We start from the raw sequence: 4127 nt of genomic DNA on the forward strand, positions 1-4127 counted from the left end.
TCTCAAGCTTGAACGCGAACTCGACCCGCTGCGCCAGCGCATCACCGACTTCCAGCTCAAGGAACAGGCCGCGCGCCTGGGCGTGGAACAGTACAGCCAGCTGCTGGCCGAGGCCAACGCCGACCTGGCCGCGGTGGCGCAGAGCATCACCGAAGGCAATGTGCGCCTGGCTGGCCTGCAGGGTGAGATTGACCGCCTGCACCGCGAGATCCAGGCGCTGGGCGCGGTGAACCTGGCCGCGCTCGACGAACTGACCGCCGCGCGCGAGCGCAAGACCTTCCTGGATTCGCAATCGGCCGACCTGGTCGAGGCCATGACGACGCTGGAAGACGCGATCAAGAAGATCGACAACGAAACCCGCGAACTGCTGGGCAGCACCTTCGAGACCGTCAACGGCCACTTCGGCCGCATGTTCCCCGAGCTGTTCGGTGGCGGCAACGCCAAGCTGGTGATGACCGGCGAAGAAATTCTGGACGCCGGCGTGCAGGTGCTGGCCCAGCCGCCCGGCAAGAAGTACCAGACCATCCACCTGCTCTCGGGCGGCGAGAAGGCCCTGACCGCGATTGCACTGGTGTTCGCCATCTTCCAGCTCAACCCGGCGCCGTTCTGTATGCTCGACGAGGTGGACGCGCCGCTGGACGACGCCAACACCGAACGTTATGCCCGTCTGGTGACCAGCATGAGCAAGCAGGGCACCCAGTTCCTGTTCATCAGCCACAACAAGATCGCCATGGAAATGGCCGAGCAACTGATCGGCGTGACCATGCAGGAGCAGGGGGTTTCGCGCATCGTGGCGGTGGACATGGAATCGGCCGCCGGCATGATGGAATCCCAATAAGAGGCTGAGAGGCAATCGGTCATGCCCGCCTTGACGCCCCAAACCACGGCCAGCGGCGTTGCAAATGCGCGCCGTAGCCCGAGCTACAGCTGTGCTTTGCGCCTTGCTGGCCGCGCTTTGGTACGCCCTTTCAGGCACGCCCATTTCCCTCTCAGCCTCTGAACCCAACCGTTCCTCAACCGATTCAGCCCATGAGTTCACTGCAAATCAGTCTGGCGATCATCGGCGGCCTCGTGCTGGCCGGTGTGGTGGCGTACAACGCCTGGATCACGCGCCGCAGCGCCCCGCGCACCGCCAGCGAGCGCGTGCCGCAAGACGGCGCGCCGGCCGCCGACGAACGGGTGTTCCAGGCCACGCAGCCCGGCGGGCTGACGGCGGGCGAGCGCATCGAACCGGTGCTCGACGATGCGGTGCAGGGGGCGATGGGCGGCGACGTTGGTGGCGTGCCGCCACGCGCCCCTGCGGTGGTGCCGGTGACGCTCAACCACGTGGTGCAGGCGCCCGAGAAGCGCCCTGGGCTGGACGCCCTGATCGATGTCATCGCGCCGCTGCAGCCCGAAGGCCCGGTCTCGGGTGAAGCGCTGCTGGCCGCCTTGCCCGGCACGCGCCGAGTGGGCAGCAAGCCGTTTGCGGTGGAAGGCCAGCACGAGGCCACGGGTGAATGGGAAGCCCCGCGCCCCGGCCAGCGCTACACCGCGCTGCAGGCCGGCGTGCAGCTGGCCAACCGCTCGGGTGCGCTCAACGACATCGAGTTTTCCGAGTTCGTGGTCAAGGCCCAGGCCTTTGCCGACGCCGTGGGCGCCGCGCCCGACTTCCCGGACATGCGCGCCGAGGTCGCCCGCGCCCGCGAGCTGGACCACTTCGCCAGCGGGCACGACGCGCAGCTGGGCTTCACCCTGCGCGCGCGCCGTGCCGCCTGGAGCCCCGGTTACGTGGCGCAACACGCGGCGCGCCTGGGCTTCGTGGCCGGTGTGCTGCCCGGGCGCATGGTGCTGCCGGGCAGCGAAGCCGGGCAGGCGCCCATCCTCAGCCTGAGTTTTGACCCGCAGGCCGCCATGGCCGACGATCCGGAACAAAGCGCGCTGCGCGAGGTGGCGCTGTCGCTGGAGGTGACCCATGTGCCGCGCAGCGAGCAGCCCTTCGTGCGCCTGCGCCAGGCCGCTGCCGCGCTGGCCGAAGCCATGGACGGTGTGGTCACCGACGACGCCGGCCAGTTGCTGAGCGCAGACACCATGGACCGCATCGGCGCCGACCTCGAAGGCCTGTACGACGCGCTGGACAGCCACGACCTGGCGGCCGGTTCGCCTCAGGCGCGGCGGTTGTTCAGTTGAACGACTGACCCACCCCCGCCGCGCTGTGCGCGCCCCCCTCAAGGGGGCAACGCTGGCGGCCCGGCAAAGCCGGTTTCGCGGCGTTCTTGAATCGCTCCCCCTCTGCCGCCAGGTGGTCTTTTAGTCATGAGCATTCCTGATCTCTTTTCCTCCGAGCCCACGCCGGCCGACCGCGCCGCCGAGCTGCGCGCGCAACTGAACCACCACGCCCATCGCTACTACGTGCTGGACGCGCCGGAGATCCCGGATGCCGAGTACGACCGCCTGTTCCGTGAACTGCAGGCGCTGGAAGCGGCCCACCCCGAACTGCTGACCGCCGACTCGCCCACGCAGCGGGTGGGTGGCGCGCTGCTGGACGAACTGGCCAAGGTGCGGCACGCGGTGCCCATGTTGTCCATCGAGACCGAAACCGACACCGAGCCGACCGGGGCGGTGAATTTCGACACCCGGGTGCGCCGCGCGCTGGGCCTGGCCGACGACGCGCCACCGGTCGAGTACGTGGGCGAACTCAAATTCGACGGTCTGGCCATGAGCCTGCGCTACGAGCACGGCGTGCTGGTGCAGGCCGCCACGCGCGGCGATGGCGAGGTCGGCGAGGACGTCACCCACAACATCCGCACCATTGGGCAGGTGCCTTTGCGCCTGCCCGCCGACTGCCCACCCGTGTTAGAGGTCCGCGGCGAGGTCTACATGCGCCGCGATGATTTCGAAGCCCTCAACGAGAAGCAGCGCGCCAAGATCGCCGCCGGTGCCAAGGGCGAAAAAACCTTCGTCAACCCACGCAACGCGGCGGCGGGTGCGGTGCGCCAGCTCGATTCGGCCATCGCCGCCCAGCGCCCGCTGAGCTTCTTCGCCTACGGGCTGGGCGAACTCACGCCGGTGGAGCAGGGTGGCCCGGTGTTCGAGACGCACTTCGGCCTGCTCATGCAGCTCAAGACCTGGGGCTTTCCGGTGGCCGAGCAGACCTCCGTCGCCCGGGGCGCGGACGAGCTGATCGCCTTCCACCAGCGCATCGGCGCAGCGCGCGACCTGCTGCCGTTCGACATCGACGGCGTGGTCTACAAGGTCAACAGCCTGGCGCTGCAGCGCGAACTGGGCTTCAAGACCCGCGAGCCGCGCTGGGCGGTGGCGCACAAGTACCCGGCGCAGGAGCAGCTGACCACCGTGCTCGCCATCGACGTGCAGGTCGGTCGCACCGGCAAGCTCACGCCGGTGGCCAAGCTGGCGCCGGTGTTCGTGGGCAACGTCACCGTGACCAACGCCACCCTGCACAACGACGACGAAGCGCGCCGCAAGGACGTGCGCGTGGGCGACACGGTGATCGTGCGCCGCGCAGGCGACGTGATCCCCGAGGTGGTGGCCTCGTTGCCCGAGAAGCGGGTGGCCAGCGCCGAGCCCTTCACCATGCCGCACACCTGCCCGGTTTGCGGCAGCGCGGCGGTGCGCGAAGAGGGCGAGGTGGACTACCGCTGCAGCGGCGGCCTGTTCTGCGCTGCGCAGCGCAAGCAGGCCATCCTGCACTACGCGCAGCGCCGAGCGGTGGAGGTCGAGGGCCTGGGCGACAAGCTGGTCGAACAGCTGGTCGACGCCGACGTGGTCAAGACCCTGCCGGACCTGTACCGCCTGGGCCTGATGGCGCTGGCCAACCTGGACCGCATGGCCGAGAAGTCGGCGCAGAACATCCTGGCCGCGCTGGAAAAGTCCAAACAGACCACGCTGCCGCGCTTCCTGTTCGGCCTGGGTATCCGCCATGTGGGCGAGGCCACGGCCAAGGAAATGGCCCGCCATTTCGGCAACCTGGACGCCATCATGGACGCCACTCTGGAACAGTTGCTGGAGGTTGCTGACGTCGGCCCGGTGGTGGCGCAGAGCATCCGCACCTTCTTCGACCAGCCGCACAACCGCGAGGTGGTCGAGCAGCTGCGCGCCTGCGGCATGACCTGGCCCGAAGGTGCCCC

General features: G+C 68.8%; 3 protein-coding genes. All 3 read left to right on the forward strand.

Going from position 1 to position 4127, the window contains the following annotated elements; translation table 11 throughout:
- On the forward strand, positions 1–838 hold an 838-nt coding region (locus ACR2JA_RS01015), incomplete at its 5' end, for a chromosome segregation SMC family protein (RefSeq protein WP_434007283.1).
- A 191-nt stretch (positions 839–1029) separates the two neighbouring features.
- Positions 1030–2169: a cell division protein ZipA C-terminal FtsZ-binding domain-containing protein gene (locus ACR2JA_RS01020; RefSeq protein WP_434007284.1), complete on the forward strand. Its 1140-nt coding sequence runs from the start codon at positions 1030–1032 to the stop codon at positions 2167–2169.
- Positions 2170–2295: 126 nt separating this feature from the next.
- On the forward strand, positions 2296–4127 hold a 1832-nt coding region (ligA, locus tag ACR2JA_RS01025), incomplete at its 3' end, for an NAD-dependent DNA ligase LigA (protein ID WP_434007285.1).

The organism is Hydrogenophaga sp., assembly GCF_051007235.1.
GTDB lineage: Bacteria > Pseudomonadota > Gammaproteobacteria > Burkholderiales > Burkholderiaceae_C > Hydrogenophaga.

Excerpts from the sequence above, each read along its gene's own strand:
- ACR2JA_RS01020 (WP_434007284.1), top strand. The coding sequence starts at position 1,030 with ATGAGTTCACTGCAAATCAGTCTGGCGATCATCGGCGGCCTCGTGCTG.